General features: G+C 67.3%; 23 protein-coding genes. 4 read left to right on the forward strand and 19 right to left on the reverse strand.

Annotation, left to right across the window (positions count from 1 at the left end; all coding sequences use genetic code 11):
- Positions 1-377: 377 nt before the first annotated feature.
- The 12 genes from pufC to LRG07_RS00060 all read right to left on the reverse strand — a co-directional run bounded on the left by pufC (position 378) and on the right by LRG07_RS00060 (position 11241).
- The gene (pufC, locus tag LRG07_RS00005; RefSeq protein WP_201242205.1) at positions 378-1466 is read right to left on the reverse strand and encodes a photosynthetic reaction center cytochrome PufC; all 1089 of its coding nucleotides are present in this window, start codon (positions 1464-1466) and stop codon (positions 378-380) included.
- Positions 1466-2437: a photosynthetic reaction center subunit M gene (gene pufM / locus LRG07_RS00010; protein ID WP_201242204.1), complete on the reverse strand. Its 972-nt coding sequence runs from the start codon at positions 2435-2437 to the stop codon at positions 1466-1468. The genes pufC and pufM overlap by 1 nt, the downstream gene beginning before the upstream one ends.
- 6 nt (positions 2438-2443) lie before the next feature.
- Entirely contained in the window at positions 2444-3274 is an 831-nt protein-coding gene (gene pufL, locus LRG07_RS00015) for a photosynthetic reaction center subunit L (protein ID WP_201242203.1), read from the reverse strand.
- A 122-nt stretch (positions 3275-3396) separates the two neighbouring features.
- Positions 3397-3600 (reverse strand): light-harvesting antenna LH1, alpha subunit, encoded by a 204-nt coding sequence (pufA, locus tag LRG07_RS00020; protein WP_201170958.1) that lies wholly within the window; start codon positions 3598-3600, stop codon positions 3397-3399.
- A gap of 12 nt (positions 3601-3612) precedes the next feature.
- Positions 3613-3837, reverse strand: coding sequence for a light-harvesting antenna LH1, beta subunit (gene pufB, locus LRG07_RS00025; RefSeq protein WP_201170961.1), 225 nt, complete (start codon positions 3835-3837; stop codon positions 3613-3615).
- 168 nt (positions 3838-4005) lie between these two features.
- Complete coding sequence (locus LRG07_RS00030; RefSeq protein ID WP_238632474.1) at positions 4006-4239, reverse strand: hypothetical protein; 234 nt, start codon at positions 4237-4239, stop codon at positions 4006-4008.
- Positions 4240-4351: 112 nt separating this feature from the next.
- Positions 4352-5881, reverse strand: coding sequence for a chlorophyllide a reductase subunit Z (gene bchZ, locus LRG07_RS00035; protein WP_201242202.1), 1530 nt, complete (start codon positions 5879-5881; stop codon positions 4352-4354).
- Positions 5881-7248, reverse strand: coding sequence for a chlorophyllide a reductase subunit Y (gene bchY / locus LRG07_RS00040; RefSeq protein WP_201170984.1), 1368 nt, complete (start codon positions 7246-7248; stop codon positions 5881-5883). Before bchY ends, bchZ begins: the two co-directional genes overlap by 1 nt.
- 22 nt (positions 7249-7270) lie before the next feature.
- Positions 7271-8197, reverse strand: coding sequence for a chlorophyllide a reductase iron protein subunit X (locus LRG07_RS00045; protein ID WP_238641540.1), 927 nt, complete (start codon positions 8195-8197; stop codon positions 7271-7273).
- Positions 8197-9180, reverse strand: coding sequence for a chlorophyll synthesis pathway protein BchC (bchC, locus tag LRG07_RS00050; RefSeq protein WP_238641541.1), 984 nt, complete (start codon positions 9178-9180; stop codon positions 8197-8199). The genes LRG07_RS00045 and bchC overlap by 1 nt, the downstream gene beginning before the upstream one ends.
- Positions 9181-9223: 43 nt before the next feature.
- Positions 9224-10369, reverse strand: coding sequence for an acetylserotonin O-methyltransferase (locus tag LRG07_RS00055; protein WP_238634398.1), 1146 nt, complete (start codon positions 10367-10369; stop codon positions 9224-9226).
- Complete coding sequence (locus tag LRG07_RS00060) at positions 10366-11241, reverse strand: polyprenyl synthetase family protein (RefSeq protein WP_238632477.1); 876 nt, start codon at positions 11239-11241, stop codon at positions 10366-10368. The genes LRG07_RS00055 and LRG07_RS00060 overlap by 4 nt, the downstream gene beginning before the upstream one ends.
- An 84-nt stretch (positions 11242-11325) precedes the next feature.
- Here LRG07_RS00060 and crtD point away from each other — a divergent pair, with 84 nt between their 5' ends.
- Together crtD and LRG07_RS00070 are read left to right on the forward strand one after the other, a co-directional pair.
- Positions 11326-12888 (forward strand): 1-hydroxycarotenoid 3,4-desaturase CrtD, encoded by a 1563-nt coding sequence (gene crtD / locus LRG07_RS00065; protein ID WP_201242198.1) that lies wholly within the window; start codon positions 11326-11328, stop codon positions 12886-12888.
- Between the two features lie 155 nt (positions 12889-13043).
- A complete protein-coding gene (locus tag LRG07_RS00070) occupies positions 13044-13763 on the forward strand; it encodes a carotenoid 1,2-hydratase (RefSeq protein ID WP_238634401.1) in 720 nt (239 codons plus the stop codon).
- Between the two features lie 55 nt (positions 13764-13818).
- Here the strand turns inward: LRG07_RS00070 and LRG07_RS00075 are convergent, their stop codons facing one another.
- The 7 genes from LRG07_RS00075 to idi all read right to left on the reverse strand — a co-directional run bounded on the left by LRG07_RS00075 (position 13819) and on the right by idi (position 21092).
- Positions 13819-13965 carry a hypothetical protein gene (locus tag LRG07_RS00075; protein ID WP_201171005.1) on the reverse strand — a complete coding sequence of 49 codons (147 nt, stop codon included), beginning with the start codon at positions 13963-13965 and terminating at the stop codon, positions 13819-13821.
- A 33-nt stretch (positions 13966-13998) separates the two neighbouring features.
- Complete coding sequence (locus LRG07_RS00080) at positions 13999-15093, reverse strand: phytoene/squalene synthase family protein (protein WP_238634402.1); 1095 nt, start codon at positions 15091-15093, stop codon at positions 13999-14001.
- Positions 15074-16600 carry a phytoene desaturase gene (locus tag LRG07_RS00085; protein ID WP_201242196.1) on the reverse strand — a complete coding sequence of 509 codons (1527 nt, stop codon included), beginning with the start codon at positions 16598-16600 and terminating at the stop codon, positions 15074-15076. The genes LRG07_RS00080 and LRG07_RS00085 overlap by 20 nt, the downstream gene beginning before the upstream one ends.
- Positions 16601-16631: 31 nt before the next feature.
- On the reverse strand, positions 16632-17543 hold the full coding sequence (bchO, locus tag LRG07_RS00090) for an alpha/beta fold hydrolase BchO (protein WP_238641542.1): 912 nt from the start codon (positions 17541-17543) through the stop codon (positions 16632-16634).
- A 16-nt stretch (positions 17544-17559) separates the two neighbouring features.
- Positions 17560-19443 carry a VWA domain-containing protein gene (locus tag LRG07_RS00095; protein WP_201171013.1) on the reverse strand — a complete coding sequence of 628 codons (1884 nt, stop codon included), beginning with the start codon at positions 19441-19443 and terminating at the stop codon, positions 17560-17562.
- Entirely contained in the window at positions 19440-20468 is a 1029-nt protein-coding gene (gene bchI, locus LRG07_RS00100) for a magnesium chelatase ATPase subunit I (RefSeq protein WP_201242195.1), read from the reverse strand. The genes LRG07_RS00095 and bchI overlap by 4 nt, the downstream gene beginning before the upstream one ends.
- Positions 20469-20564: 96 nt before the next feature.
- The gene (gene idi, locus LRG07_RS00105; RefSeq protein WP_238634404.1) at positions 20565-21092 is read right to left on the reverse strand and encodes an isopentenyl-diphosphate Delta-isomerase; all 528 of its coding nucleotides are present in this window, start codon (positions 21090-21092) and stop codon (positions 20565-20567) included.
- A gap of 218 nt (positions 21093-21310) precedes the next feature.
- Between idi and LRG07_RS00110 the strand changes: the two genes are divergently transcribed.
- Both LRG07_RS00110 and bchE read left to right on the forward strand, forming a co-directional pair.
- Complete coding sequence (locus LRG07_RS00110; RefSeq protein ID WP_201171020.1) at positions 21311-21739, forward strand: high-potential iron-sulfur protein; 429 nt, start codon at positions 21311-21313, stop codon at positions 21737-21739.
- A 242-nt stretch (positions 21740-21981) separates the two neighbouring features.
- Complete coding sequence (gene bchE / locus LRG07_RS00115; RefSeq protein WP_201171021.1) at positions 21982-23658, forward strand: magnesium-protoporphyrin IX monomethyl ester anaerobic oxidative cyclase; 1677 nt, start codon at positions 21982-21984, stop codon at positions 23656-23658.
- The last annotated feature ends 1 nt before the right edge of the window (position 23659 follow it).

Genomic DNA, 23659 nt, shown 5'->3' on the forward strand with positions numbered 1-23659 from the left:
CGCTCCGCTCCTACCTCCGCCCCCGGACCCGACCCTCTACCGTGGCTCGCCGCAGTTCTGACTCAGCCAATACGCCGTACGCGACGGACACTTCGCCCACTTATCCTTGCACCGACTTCTAGTTGTCGGGCCAATGCTTTGCCTTCGGCTTCCTTCAGGTTACACCTCACGATGGACACCCTTGCCGTTCGGCTAACCTTCCTCTTGCCGGGCCGGTAGAAGACTCGCACCTCCAAGTCATCCGGCAACCACCACAGTTCCCCGAATAGAGCCAGCCAAGGCGCTGGCGCACCACAAAAAGAAAAACGGCGCCTTAAGGCGCCGTTTTCTTCAGGACGGGCCCGGAGGCCGAGGCCCCCGGGATCGCTTCCTGCCTCTTACTCGGCGTTGCGGTCGCGCAGACCGTCGGTACCGAGATCGCCAAACTGCAGGAAGTCGAAGTCCGCGTCCTCCTCGCCCATCAGGCCCGGATAGTCATCGACCATCTTGGCCCCGTCCAGAGGCAGCTGCTCACCGTAGTGGCAAGTGGCGCACTGGACCTTGGCGATGTCACCGGTCGGCCCCAGGCGAACCTCGGGTTGACCAGCCTCCAGCGGCTCAATCCAGTTGGCGTTGATATCACGCGTCATCCGGATGCCGTGCCAGGAGATCTCCCGCTCCTCCGGGCTCTCGTCCCACTGCCCCAGCCGGCCGGTGTTGTGGCAGGTGGTGCAGTTGGAGCCGGTTGCAGCGGACATGTGCATCATGAGGCTGTAGGAAGCCTCGGTGTCCTGGAGCGAGACGTCCCACTCATCGAGGTGGGGCAGGATCGTGTCGCCCTCGACCCGCAGATCGTCGTGCCCGAGCAGGTACCGCTCGAACGCATTCCGCGGAAGCGAGGTGTACTCGGTCTTCTCGCTGGCCAGGTTCTGCATCATGGTGTTGCCGAGGCCGGCCATGTTCACATCCGGAGTCGGCTCGGCGAACCAGCTCTCCTCCGGCAGGTTCTCGCCACGGTGACACGTGTAGCAGGTCACACCCGTGTCATCCATGTGGCTGTCCCAGTTGGCGTTCACATACCGGTTCATCTCGATCATCTGACGAGAGACCTGGTACGTGTACAGCTCCTCGCTGGCGAAATCGTTGCCATCGTGGCAGTAGGTGCAACCCTCGTCCGGCGACACCCAGTCGGTCATGCTCTGCATGAGCCGGGTGAACTCCGCCACGCTCAGGTCGTCGAGCACCTCCACGTTCTGGTAGATCTCGCCGGCGCGGGGCCCTTCAGCCGAGACCGGATCCGCGGCCTCCGGCGCCAGATGGAGGTCATCGTCCCGCAGCCGCGGGTTGTTGACCTCCTCCATGCCGGTGCCACGGTAGCCCTTCTGCTCGGTATCTACCGGCGGACGCTCACACCCGACGACGACTGCGAGACCGGCGGACAGGGCACCAACTGCCAAGGATCGGTTCAGATACATTTTACTGCTCATCACTCCGTCCCCCCTGCTGCCGGATCCACTGCCGGTGTGAAGAACTCCGGATACTCGGGGGCGATGCCGTGGTGGACACCCCAGAGGTACCAGTTCTCGACCACGGTGCCGGTCAGCAGGATACCGATGCCACCCGTAATCACGCAGAGGATGGCGAACCAGTAACCCCACCGGTGGATGGACTCCATCGTAGCGTTGAAGCCCATGGTCCAGCGCCAGAACAGCGCCGAACGCTCCGCAGCGGTACCGCGGTCGGTGATCTGCTCGATCTCGCGCTCCGCGTTGTAGCGACCCGCCGCCAGGATGGTGGCGCCGTGCATCGCGAACAGCAGAGCCGAACCGAACAGGAACACGATCGACAGCATGTGGAACGGGTTGTAGTACAGGTTGCCGTACCGCAGCGAGAACGCCGTGGTCCAGTCCAGGTGCGGGAAGATGCCGAACGGCACACTCTTCGCCCAGCTGCCCATCAGCACCGGCCAGATGAAGCCGATCGCCAGGAACAGGAAGATCGCTGCAGCGAAGGCCCAGGCCACGTGGGTGCCGAGCCCGAGCGCCCGTGCCCGGTTGTAGGTCCGCGCGAACCAGAGCAGGACCGACAGGGTCAGCGTGAACCCGGCGATCAGCCACCACCCGCCATCATTGAGCGGCGGGAGGCTCAGGCCGTACTCCGGCGGCGGCGGCTCCAGGGCCACCCAGAAGAACTGACGGATGAACTCGAGCGGGCTCCAGTCCACCGACGCCAGCATGTTCATGCCGATGATGACGATGGACACGATGCCGAAGAGGATCGACATCACACCGGTCGTGCCGAGGTAGATCGGACCGACCTGGGCGTCGCCGATCTTCCCGAGCAGCCAAGAGTGCGTCGCTCCCTTGGTCCGGGGCCAATCCGCGGCTGGGAGCTCGACGCCCGGATCCGTCGGGCCCCGGACCTGAACGCGGGTAAAGATGTTCTGATACTCAGCCATTTCTGATTACCCCCCCCAGGACCAGATCGGGACGTTGAGCCACCAGTTCCACCACTCGGGCCAACCGCGGGTCCAGAACGGGCCGCTGATGATGATGCACACCGCGCTCCAGAAGCCCGCATTCAGGGCCAGGAACAGGCCGAGGCGGTGGATGCCCAGGCTGCCGATGGAGTAGCCGATGACGTCACGGAAGAAGGTGTTCTCATGCTCCGCGGTCTTAACCGGCTCACCCTTCTTGGGGTTGGTGACCGAGAGGATCAGGCCACCGTGCAGCGCCAGGGCCAGGGTGGTCGTGAAGAAGAACGTGACGGCCAGCATGTGGGCCGGGTTGTAGTGGAAGTGGAGGTATTGATACCCCACGTTCGACACCCAATCCAGGTGGCTCAGGATCCCGTACGGGAACCCGTGGCCCCAGGCGCCCATCAGCAGCGGCCGGAAGACCACCAGCGTCGCGTAGGCGAGGATCGCGACCGCGAACGCCACCGGCACGTGATACCCCATGCCGAGCTTCTTGGAGATCTCCGCCTGCCGCAGGGCCCAGGTGATGAACGCGCCCAGAGCGCAGACGGTGATGATCTGCCAGAGGCCGCCCTCCATCATGGGCGCAAGGGCCAGCCCGTAGCTAAGGTCGGGCGGGGCGATCGAGATCTGCCACAGATTGAAGGTGTCTTGGGAAGCACCGTAGATAATCAGGACGGTGCCAAGGACCGCGAAGATCGCCGTAAGCACCCCGAAGATGCCCACGTAGAACGGCCCAATCCAAAAGTCAAACAAGTCCCCTCCGAGGAGTGTACCTCCTCGGACACGATATTTTTTTTCAAAGTCGAGCATCGCCATGGCTGGGTCCTCACATCACGGGCAACACGGCGCCTCAGGGATCCCGAAGCCTTCGGCGAGCGACCGCCCCGGGTGTGAAGCACACCGGGGCGGTCCTCCCGAAGAGCCGGGGGCTCGGGTGCTTAGACCTCCCGCTGCTGCGGCATGACCGCAGCATCGGCGACCTCGGCAGCCGACTCGGCGTCGCCGTAGGGGTTACCCTGGAGCCAGTTGAAGTTCTCCGTGCTCAGGAGGATGAAGTGAATAAGCAGAGCCAGGACGGCCATGCCCACGTGGGCCAGAACCACCGTACGGCGATAGTCGAGGATCTTCCACATTCTCCACATGATTACGTCTCCTTAAGCAGCGATGGGCGCGATGGACTGAACAGCGGCGGTGACGGCGTTGGCACCCTCGATCAGAGCGGCACCGAAGCCCTCGTCACCCGGGATCCACGGACGCCAGGCCCAGGCCAGGATGTGCGCCACAACGGCAACACCGATGTAGACGGTGAAGGCCTGAGAGAACATCGCGTGAAACTCTTTGGCTTCCTCGTCGCTAACGTTCCGCATCTCGTCAGCCATAATTACTTCCTCCGTTCGACTTTTCGCCTGCGCCGCGCGCCCCCGCGCGGCTCGGGTTGGTCACCACGCTTTGGTGGTGCTTTTTTCCCGACCGAGGATGGATCCTCGATCAGAAAAATCGGTTATTCGTTCTCTCTTCCCCTGCGAGCTGCGGCCCAATGCCGCGCATCAGCTCATGAAGGCAAAGGGGACCGAGGTCTGCGCCGCCGCGCGTGCCTCGGCGATTACCGACTGCCGCTCGCCCTTTTGCTGCGCAGCACGCCAGCGTGCCGGGACGAGACGGGCCAGAAGAGCGCCGACCAGAAAGACCGCGAAGCTGACGGCCATCAGCAGGCGGTACTGCGCCTCTTCCTTGCGGCGGGCTCGCGCTGAGTTCGGCCGTGCTTTGACTGCGTGTGCCATCGGAGTGCCTCCTCTCGTCGAACTCTCCGCTGCGCCTCTACCCGTCTATAACAAAGCACAACGCGTAAGGCTTCAACGGGATAGCGCGCTTTCGCCGCGCCCTTTTCGTGCTTTAGTTGCCGCGCCCCGGACCCGACCCTGGCAGCACGTCGCTGCAGCTCTTGACCCGGGCTGCGGTGACTCGAGTCTCGCCGGCCTCCTTGGCCCGCTGTTCCGCTGCATCGCGCAACCGCTTGGTGGCCGAGATGCGGACCAGCATCGGTTGCTCCTGAACCCAGCGGTCAAGTATCGCTCGAGCCTCTTCGTCCCAGGTCAGGGTCTCGGAGGCCTCGGCCGGGGCGGCTTCGGATTCGGCTGCGACATTCTGCGCCGTTTTTTCCGGTTGCACGCCGCGGGCCAGAGTGGCCTCCACCTGATCCATTTCCGTGCCCAACGGCAGGATATGGAACAGGGCGTCGAAGAGCGCGTTACAAACCTCCTGCACGATGTAACAGGATCCACCGTACCCCATGAACGGGGTCCCCGTGTGGCGGCGTATGACCGCACCGGGGAAGGAGGCGGGGATATATCTGGCGTGTCCTCCTACTTCCGCAAGATACATCCGCTCGTTGTAGCTTCCGAAAAGCACGAGTGGCGGATTGCCGCGGATCGCGGCACGAATGGCGTCGTTATCGATCTTGACGCCGGGCGCCCGAGAGAAGGCGAAATTGCAGGGCATCCCCAGGTCATTTTCAAGAAATTTCCGAATGCCCAGCGAATGGGTTTGTGCTGCAACGATCCCGAAACTGGCCGTGGCGTAAAAATCCTGTGTGACAGAACGCCACAAATCCCAGAGCGGTTTTAGTGTGGTGTGTTTCTCTTTTTCGATAAACGGCTCCGGATCGAGCCCGAGCTGCTCGCCGAGGGCGTGCAGGAATCGCGTCGTACTGTGCAGGCCGACCGGCGCCTGCAGATAGGGCCGTCCGAGCGCCTCGCAGAGCCCGCGCCCATACTCCCGGTACATGCAGATGTTGACGTCAGCATCCACCAGCCGCGGGATCTGATCCACGTGGCAACCAAGAGGAAAGACCAGATTGACTTCCGCGCCGATGCCCTCGACCAGCCGGCGGATCTCGGCCAGGTCCGAGGGCATATTGAACATCCCGTAGGCCGGGCCGATGATGTTGACCCGCGGCGGCGCGCCGGCCTCCCGTTCGCGCGGACGCGGCGCGCGCCCGCGGCGCATGCCGAACTGCTCCCAGAGCCAGCGCAGCGCCCGATCCGAGGCCTGCCACTGATCCTCGTCGATGGTTCTCGGCAGGAAACGGCGTATCCCGGTGCCTTCAGGCGTCACGCCGCCGCCGATCATCTCGGCAATGGAACCGGTTACGACGACAGTCGGCTGCTGGGGATCGAGGGTGCCGTGGGCCCGCTTCATGGCGCCCTCGGTGCCCTCTCGGTTGAGCTCTTCCTCGGAGAGGCCGGTGACGACCACCGGGAGTTCTTCCGGCGGCAGGGCGTCGGTGTAGTGCAAAACGGCGGTCACCGGCAGGTTCTCGCACCCGACCGGGCCATCGATGATCACCTGCAGGCCCTTGACGGCCGTGAACGCGTACACCGCCCCCCAGTATCCGCCAGCACGATCAAGATCGGGGATGAGCATCAGCGTCCCTCCCCACAACGCCCGACGCCGCCCGCCTTGATCTCAACCCGCGGCGGGATCTGCGGCGATTCGCTCCACACGCCGCCGGTCTCGCCCGTACCCACGCCCGCGAAGAATGCGTTCATGGCGTCAAAGCGCTCCTTGTTCCCGATCGCGGCGTTGATAACCTGAGCCAGCGCCCCTGGCCCCGACGGCCCCATCAACGGTCGCGCAGAGATCAGATTGGTGAAGTACAGGCCGGGAATGGCCTGCTCCTTGGCGTGCTGGACCACGGGTGTGGTGCCGATGGCCAAATCGGGCTGGTGCTCGTCCACCGCCGCGGTATCGTCCTCCAGCGTCGCCCGGAAACGCACTGGGATCCCTCGCGCCTCGAGCCACTCGCGATCCGGATCCGACCACCGCGTCTGACCCACGGCCGTGCCCACGTAGCGCACGTCCGCGCCACATTCGACGAGCAGCCGGGCAACCAGCAGCTCGGAGCCCTCGTATCCGGAGACCGTAATCCGGCCGTGCACCGGCGCAGCCGCGATGGCCTCTTCGATGGCGGGAAGCGCAGCCGATTTCGCCGTGTCGATCTCGGCACGCCCGACGTCGCAGGCCGCTCCGACCGCCTCGAGCCAGGCTGCGGTGCCATCCCGTCCGACGGGGGCCGAGGGCACCAGCGCCCGCCCCGCTGCTTCGAACTCCGCCAGCGACGCCGTATAGAACGGGTGGATTGCGGCAGCCGCGCGGCAATCGAGGGCCGCGTAAAGCTCGCGCCACTCGCGCGTCGGCACCACCTGCCCCGCCGCCAGGCCCATGGGCTCGAGCAAACGGCTGATACTGACCGGATCGCCCGGGAACATCTCGCCGAGCAGCGCCACCGTGGGCAGATCGCCCCGGCCACTTCGCGGCGCCGCCACAGGGCCCTGTTCGGCCTCCTGCCGGGCGTAACGCAGCATGGCGGCCGCCAGCTTGTCCTTGGCCTCGGCATGAGTGGGCACGCCGAAACCGGGCACCTCCAGCGGCACCACGCGGACACCGTTGATCGCCTCGGGCAACAGCCGCAGGGGCACGCCGGAGGCCGTCGGCACGCAGAGGTTGATGACCACGATGGCGTCGTAGCGCGCCGGGTCGGCAAGGTCGTACACCGCCTGGTGGACGTCTTCGAACAGCCCCCCGGTCACCAGCGACTCGGAGTCGAAGGGCACGTAGCCAACGCTGCGCCGGGCACCATAGAAGTGCGAAGTGAAGGTCAGCCCGTAGACGCAGCAAGCCGAACCCGCCACCACGGTGGCGGTGCGGCGCATGCGCAGCCCCACGCGCAACGACCCGAAGGCCGGGCACATGGTCTGGGGTTGATCATGGGGTCCCGCTCGATCGTTCATGGCCCTTACTCCGGGGTCTGGCTCAGGTATCGTCGTAGACGATCTCCAGGGATGGCTTCCTGGTCGCCCCCTGCGGGCACATGTCCTCCGGAGTGGCCGGCACGAGTTCGACCTCGCCGCCGACCTCGTCACTCTTGAACAGCCCGAGCAGTTGGTCGTGACTCAGGGGTTGAGGCATGACCGGCGGGGCACCGGCGATGTTCTGCGCCAGCTGCCCGAACAGGTCTCCCCAGGGACCACCCGGGTAGCCGATGATCTCGTAGTTGGCGCTCTTGCGCCGGATCTCGTCGTCCGCGGGGATGCTCGAGAGCACCGGTATCCCAGCCTGCTCGGCGAGTGCCTGCGCCTCGCCGGTACCGTCATCCTTGTTCACCACCAGCCCGGCGACGCCGACACTCCCGCCCAGGCGGCTGAAATACTCCACCGCCGAGCAGACGTTGTTGACGACGTAGAGCGACTGTAGATCGTTCGCCCCCACCAGGATGACCTTCTGGCACAGGTCACGCGCGATGGGCAGGCCAAACCCGCCACAGACCACGTCGCCGAGGAAATCGAGCAGGACGTAATCGAAGTCCCAGTCGTGGAACCCCAGGTTCTCCAGGATCTCGAACCCGTGGATGATCCCGCGTCCACCACAGCCGCGGCCCACCTCCGGGCCGCCGAGCTCCATGGCGAAGACCCCATCGCGCTTGAAGCAGACGTCGCCGATGCTCAACGTCTCGCCGGCGGCCTTCTTGCGCGAGGAGGTCTCGATGATCGTGGGGCAGGCCCGCCCGCCAAAGAGCAGCGAGGTGGTATCGCTTTTGGGGTCGCAGCCGATGAGCAGGACCTTCTTGCCCTGTTGCGCCATCATGTAGGAGAGGTTGGAGAGCGTGAAGCTCTTGCCGATGCCGCCCTTGCCGTAGATGGCGATGATCTGGGTCTCTTTCGCCGGCTGCTCGCTGCTCATCAGCTGTTTCTCCAGTCGAGGACCATCTTGAGACAGTCGGGATCACCGAAGGCGATCCGGTAGGCTGATGCCGCCTCGGCGGCATCGAGGCAGTGCGTAATCAGACCGTCGAGGCTGAGCGCCCCTGACTCGATCTGCCGCGTTACGGCCTGCAGATCGTCCCGCTGCCACTCGGCCGCCACACGCAGCCGGGCCTCACGCATGAAGGCCGACGGGAACGCGAACGACAGGCGCTCGCTGTAGAAACCGGCCAGCACCACCTCACCTCTGTGCGCCAGCCGCCCGATCAGGGTATCGAGGAGCGCGGCATCGCCACTGACATCGCAGATGCGCGCGTAGTCGTGGCGCTCATCGCTGTCCGGTTCCAGAACCGTGTAGCCGTCGGCACCGGTTCGCCGGTCCTCGTTGGTCTCCCAGACCGTCGGAGGATGGCCGAGCGACACCCCGATGCGCGCTATCAGCCGGCCCAGCACACCGTGACCGATCACCAGATCCGGGGGTGCCTCGGCCACCGCGTGCCACGCCGTAGCGGCCAGGGCCAACAACACGCCACGCTCGCCGAGGCCATCCGGCAACGGGATGACCCGCTCGCCGGAGACCACCAGGCGCGAGGCGGCCCCGCCGAACACCCCGCTGACCTCCCGGTAGCAGCGGGCGCCGGGGACGAACACGGCCTCGCCCTCCTGCCGCCCCGACTCGGCCCCGGCCGCGATGACCCGGCCCACGGACTCGTAGCCGGGAACCAGCGGGTAGGCCAGCCCCGGAAACTGGGGCATGGTGCCCTTCCAGAGCAGGCGCTCGGTGCCGGTGCTGATCCCGCTGAAGTCGATATCGACCACGACGTCCCCCGGCCCGGGGTCCGTCAAGGCCACATCCTGAAGGGCGAGGCGCTCAGGGGCCTCGAAAAGGACCGCACGAGCCGAGTACGGGCCGCCGGACGGCCCACCCGGATCGGCATTCGATACAGGGCTTGGGTCAGACATGGTGTCAGCCTAACTTGACTTCCCCGTGTGTCAAGCTGGTCGATCACCGGGATAGGCTGCGGCTTTTAGCCGCAATTACACGGGCCTGCAGCGGATTGCAGCCTGGCAATAACCGGATCTGCTCAAACCCGGCCCCCTCGAGAAGCCCGCGGTTTTCGGCCACGGTTCGGGGCCGCCCACGCCCCATCGCGAAAAGGTAGATCCCGAAGTAGGCACCGCCCACCCGCTCGGCCCCCGGTGTCCCCGACATCGGCTCGGCCACCAGGACCGTGGTTCCGGGGCGCAGGCTGCGGTGCAGGTTCTTTAGCAGCCGGGCTGCCTCTTCATCGTCGTGATCGTGCAGGATGCGCACGAGCGAGACCACATCCGCATCGGCGGGCAGAGCGTCCCGGAAGAAGTCGGCCCCCGCGGCGGTCAGGCGTTCTTCAAGGCCTGCCTCGGCGATACGGGCACGGGCGCGTTCGGCTACGGCGGGGAGATCGATCACCTGCCCATGCACGTGGGGCCATCGACGGGCAGCGGCGATCAGGAAGGCCCCCTCGCCCCCGCCCACATCCATCAACCTCCGGTGCCGGCGCAGCGGATAGGCATCGAGCACCTCGGTGGCCACCATCGGCTGCGAGGCAGCCATCAGCCCGCTGTAGCCATCCACCTCGCTGCCCGTCAGCGCGTCCGGCGACTGGTTGCCGGCATAGGCCCAATAACGCCCGAGGGCGGTCTCGCCACGCTCGCCCTGCAGCAGCGCCAGCGGATCCTGAAGATCCTCGTAAAGCAGGGCGTGGTGATCGACCATGGCGCGGATGCCCGGCGCGGCCACCAGCACGGCCCCCAGGTCACCGAGACCGTACCGCCCTGCGCTGCGAGACTCTGCCAAGCGCAAGGCCTCGGCTGCCTCGAGCAACCGTTGCCCCGCCATCTCCGGCAGCCCGAGGCGGTTCAGCAGCCGCTCCCGGGGCTGCGCCCCCTCGTTGAGCAGATCCAGCAGGCCGCTGCGCACGCTGGCCAGAACGACCTGCGAGTAGATGAACCCGGCACACAGGTCGAACAGCTCGCTGGAGCGCCGTCGGGCGATTGGCCGGGTCAGCGGGAAGCGTGCCGCCAGCCGATGGAAACGGGGGCTGGCCAGCAGGCGGTCTCGCCAGTCATGCAGGCGATCCCGCCATCGGCTGTCTCGCCAGCTACGGATCACGCCGCGCTGCGGCCCAGCGTCTTGGGCAGGACCCGCTCCATCTCTTCGAGGATACCGGCGCGCAGCTGCTCGGCACCGGCGCAGTCCGGGACCGCGTCGACCGCCTCCTGCACCAGCCGATCCAGACGCTCCTTGGCCCCCTCAAGGCCGTGCTCCGAGACCGCGTTAGCCAGGCCGTGGGACGAGTCCTGGCCGGTGGGCTTGCCGAGTTCATCCTCGGCCCCGACAGCGTCACGCAGGTCATCGGCGACCTGATACGCCTCGCCCAACCGCTCGCCTACCGTCCGCCACCGATCGGCCTGCTCCTCGGCGCCGGCGGCGATGGCTCCGGCAACGGTGGCAGCCGCGAACAGCGAGCCGGTCTTGGCCTGGTGATACTCCGCCACCGGGATTTCCGGCTCGGACTCCCAGGCCTGCCCGGCCGTAATGCCGTAGGGCATACCGGTTGCCCGGGTCACCGTGGCCAGCAGGGCACCGGCCCGCTGCGGGGCCTGGGGCACCTGCAGCGCCAACGTCTCCAACGCGTGGACGATGAGCGCATCGCCGGCCAGTACAGCCAAGCGCTCGCCGTAGGCGGCGTGCACCGACGGCTGCCCGCGACGCGTCGCCGCATCGTCGAAGCACGGCAGATCGTCGTGGACCAGCGAGGCACAGTGCATCAACTCGATAGCGATGGCCGCCGCGTCGGCCAGCTCGGGGTGATCATCGCCACAGGCCGCAGCGACGGTCAGGCACAGGCGCGGCCGGACGCGGGCGCCGCCGGCAAATACGGCATGATGCACGGCATGCGCCAGCTGTGGCGGGGCCGGGGCAGCCGTTGCCCGGGCCACTGCGGCCTCCAGGGCGCTTTCGATTCTTTTGCTTGGTTCCATGTAGCCCCCTCCCGCCGGCGGCGTGTAGGCTTGCGTTCCAGGGAAGACGTGAGTCGTCGAGTACGCTAGTCAGGGACCCACCCCATGTCAACGTCGATGCGAAGCCCAGCCGCAGGAGAACAGAACGCCGTGGTGATCGGCGCCGGTGTCGGCGGGCTCGCCACCGCCATCGACCTGGCCTGCGCCGGACTGCAAGTCACCCTGGTTGAACAGGCACCGACACCGGGAGGGAAACTGCGCCCGGTGCGCATCGGTAACGCCTGGCTGGACGCCGGGCCGACGGTCTTCACCATGCGCGGTGCCTTCGAGGAACTCTTCGCCGACGCGGGGGAACGCCTTGAGGACCATTTGCGACTGCGCCCCGTTGAGCGCTTGGCCCGGCACGCCTGGGTCGAAGGCGGGCAGCTGGATCTGTTTGCCGATCCACGACAATCCGCCGAGGCGATCGGCGAGTTCGCAGGCCCCGCCGAGGCGCGGCGCTTCCGTGCCTTCTGCCGCCGCGCCGCGGAGATCCACGACACGCTGGACAACACGTTCATGCGCGCACAGCGCACTACCCCGCTGGGTCTTTTCCACCGCGTCGGGTACCGCAACCTCGGCGCCATGCTGCGCATCAGTCCGTTCACCACCCTCTGGCAAGCTCTTGGCCGCTACTTCCACGATTCGCGCCTGCGACAACTCTACGGCCGTTACGCAACCTACTGCGGCTCCTCCCCGTTCGAGGCACCAGCCACACTGATGTTGATCGCCCACGTGGAGTCGGAAGGAGTTTGGCAGGTCGAGGGCGGAATGCACCGTCTGGCCACCGCTCTGGCCGGGCTCGCTGAACGGTGCGGGGTCGAACTGCGCTGCGCCACCCGGGCACGGGCCATCCAAACCGCCCGAGGCCGGGTCAGCGGCGTCGAACTGGCCCACGGCGAGTTCCTGCCAGCCGGGACGGTCGTCAGCAACGGCGATGCCGCCGCCCTGGCCAGCGGGCTCTTCGGCGACCACCTGCGCTCGGCGGTGCGCAGACAGCCGCCCCGGACCCGCTCGCAGTCCGCGATCACTTGGAACTGGCGGGCCGAGACCGGGGGGTTCCCGCTTCACCATCACTCGGTCTTCTTCAGCAGCGACTACGCAGACGAGTTCCAGGCCGTCTTCCGCCGCGGCGAGCCGCCCCCGGAACCAACGGTCTATATCTGCGCCCAGGATCGCCACGACCAGCAGTCGGTTGCCGGCCCCGAGCGCCTCCTCTGTCTGATCAACGCGCCGGCCCAAGGCGACCGGAAAAGCTTCAGCGACACGGAGATCCAACAATGCCAGCACCAGACCCTCTCGCTCCTGGAGCGCTGCGGCCTCAGCATCCAGCCCACGGAAGAGACGCCGGTCATCCACACGCCCACGGACTTCGAGGCGCGTTACCCGGCGACGGGCGGGGCGTTGTACGGGATGGCCAGCCACGGGTGGCGGGCCTCGTTTCAGCGTCCAGCGGCGCGCACGCGGGTGCCGGGGCTCTATCTGGCGGGGGGCAGCACGCACCCGGGGGCGGGTCTGCCGATGGCGATGATGTCCGGGCGCCTGGCGGCGGCGCAAGTGCTGGCCGACCTGACTTCCGTCACACGGTCCCTTCGGGGGGCTACGTCTGGTGGTACCTCGACGCCCTGAGCGATGACGGCCGTCACGGGCTGACGGTCATCCTGTTCGTCGGCAGCGTCTTCTCACCCTATTATGCGTGGGCACGGCAGCGCGGGACGCCCATTCCGGAGGACCACTGCGCCTTCAACGTCGCCCTCTACGGCGAGAAGCGCGGACACTGGTGCATGACCGAACGGGACCGACACGCGCTGCGACGCGACCGTGACACCCTGGTCGTCGGCCCCAGCCAGGCGCGGTGGGTGGACGGGGAGCTCCTGCTGGACATCGACGAGCTAACCTTCCCGCGCCCGGCGTACCTGCGCGGCCGCATTCGCCTGACCCCCCGGGTCGCCAACGACCAGGCGCTGGTTCTCGACCCCGCTGGCCGCCACCGCTGGTGTGCCCTGGCCCCCTGCGCCCGGGTCCAGGTCGAGCTGGAGAAGCCGCGGGTCCGCTGGGAGGGCGAGGGCTACCTCGACACCAACGCCGGCGATGAACCGCTGGAGGACGGATTCAGCGGCTGGCACTGGTCGCGCGCCAGCGATGCCGACGGCACCACGGTGCTCTACGACGTCACCCCCCGGCAGGGGGAGGCGTACCGCAAGACGATCCGTTTCGACCGGCAGGGGGCGGTCAGCGAGGCCCCTGCTCCGGCATCGGCCCCCCTGCCAACGGCGCTGTGGGGCATCCGCAGGCGCATCCCGGCCGACGCCCCGGAGCAGGCCCGACTCATCGAGACCCTGGAGGACACGCCGTTCTACGCGCGCTCCCTGGTCGATACGGCGGTGGACGGCCGCCCGTTGCGAGCGGTCCACGAAAGCCTAGACCTCAACCGCTTCGCCAGCGCCTGGGTCAAACCCTTGCTGCCATTCCGGATGCCTCGCCGCGTGACGCGTACCGGCTGAGGTACTGGGCAAGCGGCGACCGTCGCCACGAGCAGCCCCGGCTGCCCGTGGCCTGTCAGCGTCCGGCGCCGTCCCGATCGCGTTCGCGCTCCTCGCGGATCTGCCGCAGGTCGCGGCGCATGATCACGATCTCGCGTACGGCGTAGGCCATGGCCAAAGCCACGAGTGCGAGCTTGAAGATGATGAAACCGGGCAGATCCATCGACCGCCCCTCCGCGCAGCGACGCCGCCCGGACTATCCGGAGACCTGACGCCCGGAACGGGCGGCGTCCATACGCTCCAGGCGCTCCGCGTCCATCCGCTCGAGGCGCTCGAACAGGCCCAGCACCCAGGCGACCTGCCCCTCTAAGCGCCCCGGCGGGCCGACGGCCTCGGGAACCTGCCTGACAGCATCGATCAGGTACTGCCCCTGTGGCAAGGCCGGCGCCGAATCGTCCCGCGGCGCGGCGGCCAGCGTCGAGGCAACCTGAGAGAGGACACGCACTTTGCGCTGCCCGCTGACCACGGCCCGCTGGTTCACCGAGTCACAGCCGCGGCGTTCCAGCTCGCGGCCGATCTCGGCGTAGAGCAGACGTGCTGCGCACAGGCCGGGGCGCACCCGGCGAGGCAGCGCGTGGAATCCCGGCATCGCCCGTTCGTAGTGGCGATCGGCGTCCCGCAGCAGTCGCTGGATGACGCCGCCGAGTTCCGACGAGAACCGCGGCCGGGCGAGGAAGGCGTCCGGGTCGACGCCGGCCTCGCGCATCCACTGCCGCGGCAGATAGAGCCGGCCACGCCGCGCGTCCTCACCCACATCGCGGGCGATGTTGGTCAGCTGCATGCCGATCCCAAGATCGCAGGCCCGAGCCAGGGCGGACGGGCTGCGCACATCCATAAGCAGCGACATCATTACGCCGACGGTCCCGGCAACGCGCACGGCGTACTCGTAGAGTTCCTCGATGGTCTCGTAGCCGCGTCCCTCGGCGTCCCAGCGAAACCCCTCGATCAGGGCCCCCGGCAAGGTTTGCGGGATGTTGTAGTAGTGGGCGACGCAGGCAAAGGCACGGTCCGCCGGGTGCGACTGGGGCCGGCCGGCGTAGGCCGCCTCCAGGCGCTCACGGAGCGCGGCCAGGGCCGCCGCATCACCCGGTCCTTCGTCCACGGCGTCATCCGCTTCGCGACAGAAGGCGTAAAGGGCCGTCGCGGCATCCCGCTGCTCCCGCGGGAGCAGCCAGGAAGCCGCCATGAAGGTCCGCGACCCGGTGCTGAGCAGGGCCCGACAAGCTCGGCGATCGGTATGGAGCAGGTACGGCTCCGGCGCCAGGCTTGGATCAGGCGAAGGTACGAGCATCTGGGACTACCTCGTCGAGGATTTTGGCGGATGAGACTACACCGGGCAGGCCGGCGCCGGGGTGCGTACCGGCACCGACCAGGAAAAGGTTCTGGACGTCTTCGCTGCGGTTGTGCGGGCGGAACCAGGCGCTCTGCTGGAGCACCGGCTCCAGGCTGAAGCCGGTGCCGAGCCACGACTTCAGCCGGTGGCGGAAATCAAGCGGCGTGGCCACCAGGGAGGTCACAAGCTCTTCCTCCAGCCCGGGCAGGACCGTCTCGCTGAGGTACTGCGAGATCGCCTGCCGGTAGGGCTCGGCCTGCGCCTCCCAGTCCACGTCCCCACCGAGGTGGGGCACCGGCGAGAGCACATAGAACGCGTCACACCCCTCCGGCGCCAGGGACGGATCGGTGGCCGTCGGCCGATGCAGGTACAGGCTGAAGTCTTCCGCCAGCACCTTGCGCTCGAAGATGTCTCGGATCAGCTCCTTGTACCGTGGCCCCATGAGGATGGTGTGATGCGGCACGTCGTGGTATTGGCGGCGGGTACCGAAGTACCAGACGTAGAGACCCATGGAGTAGCGCGCCCGGTCCAGGCGGCGATCGCTCCAGCGGCGGCGGGCACTGGCCGGCACCAGCTTGCGGTAGGTCCAGGCGGCATCGGCATTGGATACAACGACATCGGCCGCGATGCGCTCGCCGCTGCTCAGCTCCACGCCGGTCGCCCGCCCCTGATCCACGGTGATCGCCTCGACGTCGGCGTTGTAACGGACCTCGCCCCCCTGCCCGGCGATCAGATCGGCCATGCCGCTGGCCAGCCTGCCCGTACCACCCATGACGTAGTGGACCCCCCAGTGCTGCTCAAGGTACTCGATCAGGCAGTAGACCGAGGTCACCGAAAACGGGTTGCCGCCGATGAGCAGCGGGTGGAAGCTGAGCACCTGACGCAGCCGCTCGTCCTTGACGTAGCGCGAAACCAGCCCGTGAACGCTGTAGTAGCTCTGCAGCCGGATCAGGTCCGGGACCACGCGGAGCATGTCGGTAAACCGGTTGAACGGCTTGTAGCTGAGCTCCTCGAAGCCGATCCGGAAGATCTCCTCGCTGGCCGCCATGTAGCGGTGGTAGCCATCGACATCGCCGGGTGCGAAGCGCTCCACCTCGGCCCGCATCCGCTCCGGATCGCCGGTGTAGTCGAAGTGACTGCCGTCATCGAAACGGACCCGGTAGAAGGGGTCCATCAGGCGCAGGTCGATGTCGTCCTCAAAGCGCCGACCCGCCAGCTCCCAGAGTTCCCGGAAGAGAAATGGCGCGGTCACGATGGTCGGCCCGGCATCGAAGGTGAATCCGTCCTGATGATGCACGTAGGCCCGCCCCCCTGGTCCGTCCAGACGGTCCACCACGGTGACCCGGTAGCCACGCGCGCCGAGACGGATGGCCGCCGCCAGCCCGCCGAAGCCGGCCCCGATGACCACGGCGTGGGGAGACTGACCGCCGACAGCGGGTGCAGGAGCATCAGGATTCATTCGCATAGGTTTCACCTTAAGTACGGTCGGGACTATGTCAACGAACATCCGCTTCACCGCGACCTTTTGGCGCGGTCGTGCGGATGGCGGCCAGGACCTGCTCGGCCACCCGATCCGGTGCTTCCTCGTGCGCCAGATGGCCAAGGTCGGAGAGGGTTTCCAGTCGCGCCGACGGCACCCGCAGCCGAACCCGCTCGGCCTGCGCCGGGGGCACGGTGCGATCCCCACTGGCTGCGAACAGGACCAGCGGCACGGTCAGCCGCGGCAGATCCTCCATCAGCGCGTAGAGACCGTCATGGGTGCGGGCCATCATCCCCAGCGCAGCGGCCACATGCCCTGGGTGGGTGGCCAGCCGCTGATAGAGGTCGATACCCGCCTCGTCGATCCGGGATCCGGTGCGCGCCAGCACATCCGCGAGGAAATCCCGGTTGCGGGCACGAAAAGCGAACCAGAAGGGGACCAGCGGGTTGTAAGTCAGGAGACGGGCGGTGGTGGGAAACAGGTGGCCGGCGATGCCGCTGAAGGGCAGAAAGGCGCCGTTGATGCTGATCAGCACATCCGGGCGGATCCGCGCGTCGAGGGCCATGCGCGCCAGCAGCGCTGCGCCCACCGAGTGGCCGATAGCCACCCGTGGACACAGCTCAAGCGCATGGAGGAGTTCGGCGATCCCCTGCCCGGCCCCGCCCAGAGTCTGCAGGCGGCGCGGCGGCGGGGCGCTGAATCCGTGACCCGGCAGGTCCGGCGCGACCACGGTATAGTGCCGAGCCAGCCGCGGGCCGAAATCGCGCCAGGAGTGAACGGAAGCGGCACTGCCATGCAGCAGCAGGGCGGGCGGCCCCTCTCCGTAGACCTGGACGTGCCAGCGCAACCCGCCCGCGTCGACGAAACGGCTCGCCTTGTGGTTCGGCCACCCGGCAGCCTCCCGCTCCCAGGCCAAACCCGCTCCCATGGCCTCCCTCCTAGGTCTAGCGCCCGGTACCGGTCACCGCCTGCACCGCTGAGCTGATCGAAGAGGCATCGGCACGCGGCAGGGGCAGGTATTCGGCGCCCATGGCCTCGGCCAGCTCACGACCCATCGGCCGCGGCCGCGGCGAGGTGTCCACCACCAGAGCCCGGATCCCCATCACCCGGATGGCGCGAGCCGACTCGGTGGCCTCCTGCTGCGCCTTCTCACGACCGCCCACCCCTTCACGGGTGACATTGGCGCGGCCGTCGGTGAGCAGGATCAACACCGGGGTGGCGCCCTTGCGGCGGACCTCGTCGGTGAGCTGTCGGGCGGTATCGATGCCTGCAGCCAACGGCGTGCCGCCTCCCCCGGGCAGCCCGGCAAGCCCCTTCTTGGCGCGGGTCAGCGAGCGCGTCGGCGGCAGCAGCACCTCGGCCCCTCGGCCCCGGAAGGCAACCAGCGCCACCTCGTCCCGACGCACGTAGCATTCGGCCAGCAGCAGCTCCACGGCGCCCTTGGCCTCGGAGAGGCGGTGCATGGCTGATGACCCCGAGGCGTCCACCGCGAAGATGGTCGTCGTCTGACTGCGCTGCTTGAACCGGGTAATACGAAAGTCCTCGGGGCGGACGATCACCCGGCGGCCGGTCTGGTCGTGCTGGCGCCGCAGGGGCTGCCAGGGGGCCGCCGTGCGCAGGGTCTCCACAACATTCAACCGAGCCCCGCCACCGGGACTGCCCGGGCGCACCCCGGCCGGCCGGCCGCGCCCACCGCCCTGCTGAAGGGCACCGGCCCGCCCCGGCGTCTGCGAGCGGTTGCGCTGGGCCAGTTCCCGGATCTTCATCTGCTGCAGCAGGTTGTCAGGCAGTACGGCACGCGCTGCATCGAGCACCACCTCGGCGGGGATCTCCGCCGGCGCCTGCTCTTCGTCGTCCTCCTCGTCCGGCCCTTCCTCGGGCTGGTCCTGCTCGCCGCCGTCATCCTCCGGCCGCTCCTCATCCGTCTCCTGTTCTGGCGGCGGGGGCGGCTCCTCCTGTTCCTGCTGCTCGGCCTCCTGCTGTTCAGGCTCCTGCTGCTCTTCGGGCTGCTCCTGTTCCGGCTGTTGCATCTCCGGAATGCGGGTGGCCCGCGGCACCAGGATCAGGCGGGTGGCCAGGGCAACATCCTCCTGGCTGACCTCGGTCCGCCCATCCAGCGCAGCGGCCGCCCGCGCGGCGCGCAGGGCCTGCAGCGGTGCGCGCAGCGAGCCGATGCCGAGCGCCAGCCCGCCGGCACACAGGGCCTCGGCGAGGTCGTCAGAGCAAGTGACCTGGTCCAGACGCTCGCGGGCCGCAGCGACATCCTCCGCTGTGTACTCGCAGCCGCCAGCGACGTGGACCGGAATCCCGTTAAGCTCGAGATGGCAACCCAGGCGGTCCCGGAGCGGTCCCACCGGCCGCTCGTCCTCCTCTGCCCCCTCGTCCAGGGCGATCACCCCGAAACGACTCGTCATCCGATCGGCCAGGCCGTCCCGCTCCAGTCGGACCTCGCCGTTATCGAGCACGGCCCCCAGCTTGCCGGCCGTGGCCGGCGCAATGCGCTCAGCCATCGCCAGCACGGCCACGCCGCCATCGACCTCGGCCAACACCCCGCGCTCGACCACTGGCCGGCCGGAACGCAGCGTAGCGGTCAGGTCGAGCCCGCCTAGCAGGCGGCTGTCCGAGATATTGATCGGGATGCGGCGCCAGGGCGTACCCGCGGGCAGCAGCTCACGGGCGATCTGCACCCAGCGCTCGCGCACCGGCCCGGGCAGCGAGCGCAGGCATACCCCCCCCACGCCGGGGGGGTCGATCGCCAGCAGCGCCGCGGCGCACGTCGCATCCTCCCAGGCGGACTCGGCGTTGGTGTAATCGAGCGCGGCGCTCATGCAGGCAGGTGCTCCTCCACGGCTCGCTGGACCCGGGTGGTGGACCCGGACTCGTCGAGGGGATCGCGGCGCAGCCGATGGCGCAGCGCCACACTCGCCACTTGGCGCAGGTGCTTGACCTCGACCTGACCCGCCTGCTCGAGGGCAGCGGCAGCGCGGGCGGCACGGATCAGGGTCAGTTCACCGCGGAGCCCGTCGGTGCCCAGGGCGATGCACAGCGTCGACGTGCGCTCAAGGATCTCATCGGTGACCTCGACGTGCGGCAGCTGCTCGCGTCCGCGCTCGATGCGCTCCCGCACCTCGGCGTCATGATCCGCCCACTTGCGCACGAACGCCTTCGGGTCGGACTCGTACTCATCGCGCCGGCGGACCACCTGCATGCGCGTATGCAGGTCTTCCGGCGTGGAGACTTCCACCGACAGCCCGAAACGGTCGAGCAGCTGCGGGCGAAGCTCTCCCTCCTCAGGGTTGCCGCTGCCAATCAGGACGAACTTGGCCGGGTGGCGCACGCTGAGCCCCTCGCGCTCGACCACGTTCTCGCCGCTGGCGGCCACGTCAAGCAGGAGGTCAACAATGTGATCCTCGAGGAGGTTCACCTCGTCGATATAAAGAAAACCGCGGTTGGCGCGTGCCAGAAGCCCCGGCTCGAAGGCCTTTTCCCCCCGCGTCAGCGCCTGCTCAAGGTCGAGGGCACCGACGACACGGTCCTCGGTCACCCCCAGCGGCAGGTCCACCACCGGCACGTTGATCTCTTGCACGTTAAGTTGCTTGCCCGCCTGGGTCTGCTCCCGGCAGTGATCGCAGAGGGTATCGTCGTGATCCGGGTTGCAGTGGTACGGGCAGTCAGACACTGCGCGAATCGTCGGCAGCAGCCCGGCCAGGGCACGGACTACCGTCGACTTGCCGGTGCCGCGGTCGCCAAAGACCAATACACCGCCGATGGAGCCGTCCACCGCGGCAATGGTCATCGCGAGCTTCATCTCGTCTTGCCCGGCGATCGCCGAGAAGGGAAACGCTGGTGCCATGGATTGTGCCGTCCCAGTTTTTGGAGTCAGTGACCTTGCGGAAACGGGCCGCCCGGCCCGCGCGCAGATTAACAGAGGGACACGCCCGGTACAGCCCTACCGGGCCGCCCACTCCGCGACCGGCTGCTCACGAATCAGACGCCGGAACCACGGCGTGTAACGCCGGGGATGCTGCTCGGTATCCGCCTGAATCCGCAACGGGGCCGCCCAGGCCCATGCGCCGATTTCAGCCGAATCCGGGGCGGGCTGATCGTCCAGGGCGCGGCCAATCAGCACATGGGCGTATTCATGTTCGGCGAGCCCGGTATGAGGATCTTCGGCGTGGTAGGTAAACTGCGCAACCGGCTGCAAGCGGGTCGTGAAACCGAACTCTTCGCCCAGGCGGCGCTCGGCCGCCTCGGTGACGCCCTCGCCGGGCCGCGGATGGCCACAGCAGGAGTTCGACCAGAGCCCCGAGAAGTGGTACTTGCTATCGGCGCGACGCTGCAGGAGCAAATGACCGCGCGGACTGAACACGAGCACGCAGAACGCCAGGTGCAGGGTCCCGCCGTCGGCGTGGGCGCGGATCTTCTCTTCGGTGCCGACGCGCTGCCCTTCCGGGTCGACGATCACCACGTGCTCCATCGTGTCCTCCCCGCTAGAGACCTCGGCGCGCATTGGGCAACATCGTCGCGCCCCCCTTGCGCCTGGCGCGATAGTACGACCATTCTCTAAACGCTGGCAAATGCGCCGTTACGTCGCACAGAACCGTATACTGGAAAGATCCATCACCGGCCCCCTGAGTCGGCCGGGGTGGTGCATTGGAAGGTCACCTCGACCCTGACGTGAGAGGAGCCAGAATGATGAGCAAGAAACCGTGTGACCGCTCCCGCCGCAAGTTCCTGCGCCTGGGCCTAATGAGCACGGCGGCGATCCCGGCCGCGAGCCTGTTCGGCTCCAAGGCCATGGCGGATGACAACAACAACGGCAACGACCGGACCTGGGAGATCATCAGCGAGGATGCGCCGGAGGCCAAGGGCATCGGCTACGTGCATAATCAGGCCGACGCCGACATGGACCATCCCCGCTTCGAAAGCCACCAGTTCTGCGCCAACTGCCTGCTCTACGTCCCCCACGAGGAGGACGGAGACCACGGCTACTGCGCCGCCTTCGGCATGGACGAGAAGCGCCTGGTCAATGCCAACGGCTGGTGCTGGGCCTGGGAAGACGCCGGTGATGCCGCCGAGGTGGGTCCCCGCGACGTCCCCGCGGACCAGCTGCGGCGGGGCTGACCCCACCGCTTCAGGTACGGGGTGAACCAGCCGGGCGGGAGCGCCCCGGTTGCTGCGCCAGAGACCGCCGGGCTGCCTGATCCAGGCGCCCGGCGACGTCTTATTGGCGCGGCCGATCACGATATCGGTCAACCATCGAAGATCCAGCGTCAAGGACCCTAGACAGCAGGCGGTCTAGCCGTGCAAGTTACGCGGATAGACCGAATCACGCAGTTACCAAGGCAGTCGCGGAGGCTCGACCCATGCGTATCGTCTTTATCCATCCCAACTACTCTTCGGGCGGTGCGGAAATCGCGGGCAACTGGCCCCCGGCATGGGTCGCCTACCTGGCCGGCCATCTCAAGCGCGCCGGCTACGACAACATTCGGTTCATCGACGCGATGACCAACAACTTCTCCGACGAGTACATCCGCGAGGAACTGGAGAAGGAAAAACCGGACATCGTGGCGACGACAGCGATCACGCCTTCGATCTACGTCGCCGAGCGAAGCCTGGAGATCGCCAAGGAGGTTGACCCCGAGGTCGTCACCCTCATCGGTGGTATCCACCCGACCTTCATGTACAAGCAGGTCCTCAGCGAGGCGCCCTGGATTGACGCCGTGGTCCGTGGCGAGGGTGAGGAGATCATGGTCAACCTCGCTCGCGCGGTTGACGAGGGGCGCTGGCCCGATGAGCGCGAGTCCATCCTCGGGATCGCTTACCGCGACGGCGAGCAGATCGTCGCCACGCCGGCGGCGCCGACCATCAAGGACCTCGACAGCATCGAGCCGGACTGGGGCATCCTGGAGTGGGAGAAGTACACCTACATCCCGCTCAACACCCGAGTCGCCATCCCCAACATGGCGCGGGGCTGCCCGTTCACCTGCTCGTTCTGCTCGCAGTGGAAGTTCTGGCGCGACTACCGGATCCGCGATCCGAAGAAGGTCGTGGACGAGATCGAGAAGCTTGCCGACGAGCACGACGTCGGATTCTTCATCCTTGCCGACGAAGAGCCGACCATCAACCGCAAGAAGTTCATCGAGTTCTGTCAGGAGCTGATCGACCGCGGACTCCCGGAACGCGGCATCCTCTGGGGCATTAACACCCGTGTCACCGACGTGCTGCGCGACGAGGAACTCCTGCCCTTCTACCGCAAGGCCGGCCTGATCCACGTCTCGCTGGGCACAGAGGCAGCCGCGCAGCTCAAGCTGGACCGGTTCAACAAGGAGACCACCGTCGCCCAGAACAAGAAGGCGATCGAACTCCTGCGCAACGCCGGGATCGTGGTCGAGGCTCAGTTCATCGTTGGTCTCGAGAACGAAACCGCCGAGACGCTCGAAGAGACCTACCAGATGGCCCAGGACTGGAAGCCGGACCTGGCCAACTGGGCCATGTACACCCCCTGGCCGTTCTCGGACCTGTTCCGCGAGCTCAAGGACACCGTGGAGGTGTACGACTTCGAGAAGTACAACTTCGTGACGCCGATCATCAAGCCGCAGGCCATGGACCGCGGCGAGCTGCTCGATCGCACGATGAGCAACTACCGGCGCTTCTACATGCGCAAGGCGCTGTTCTCCTACCCGTGGGCGGGGACCGGTGACCGGCGCAAGTATCTCTTCGGCTGCCTCAAGGCCTTCCTCAAGGCTGGCTTCCAGCGCAAGTTCTACGACCTGGGCAAGCATGGCTACTGGGGTCCGCAAACCCGGAAGAAGGTCAGCGAGAACATCGAGAAGAACTTCGACAAATCGCGGACCCTTTCCGAGGCACAGCGGGCGGAGTACGAGGAGCACGCATCCAAGGAAGAAATCAAGGCTGCCCGGTCTCACAAGGCGGGCACGGAGACGGAACGCACCCCGGCGGAAGCCACCGTGCAGGTCCACCGGGACGGAGTCCCCGGCAAGGACAAGCAGCAGAAGGCTGCTGAGACCGACGAAGTCTGAG

It is taken from the genome of Halorhodospira sp. 9622 (assembly GCF_022228025.1).
GTDB classification, from domain to species: Bacteria; Pseudomonadota; Gammaproteobacteria; order Nitrococcales; family Halorhodospiraceae; genus Halorhodospira; species Halorhodospira halophila_A.